1 protein-coding gene is annotated in these 350 nt (G+C 44.6%); it reads left to right on the top strand.

Annotated features, from left to right (window positions below; all coding sequences use genetic code 11):
- A partial coding sequence (locus Q0779_RS23820; protein ID WP_298776753.1) for a hypothetical protein occupies positions 1 to 350 on the top strand: 350 nt, incomplete at both ends.

Raw genomic sequence — 350 nt, 5'->3', positions numbered from 1 at the left:
AACTTAACCAGTGTCAGGACTTCTGAGGCGGCAGATGCAGATTATTTCAGCGGGTTATCCAATGACAGGCGTTATGAGATCCGATATGGAACTGAGAGTGAAAATTTAGGTAAGGTCATAAGCATACAGATGCCCGCAGATACACTGGGGGCCGATAGATTAAGCCATTTATATCAATATCAGCCAAGTACTGATAACAGTGGCAGTACCACAGTCACTCGGTTTGTAGGCAGTAAAAGCGTGCCATTACAAACGGCATATTATGACCAGTATTGGCGAGTGACGCGTTCAACGGATTTAATAGAACAATTGGACTCACAGTGGGTGTGGGATGAGAGCGACTTATTAAC

The sequence above is a fragment of the uncultured Shewanella sp. genome, assembly GCF_947491715.1.
Taxonomy (GTDB): domain Bacteria; phylum Pseudomonadota; class Gammaproteobacteria; order Enterobacterales; family Shewanellaceae; genus Shewanella.
This window is presented reverse-complemented; position numbering and strand designations above follow the sequence as displayed.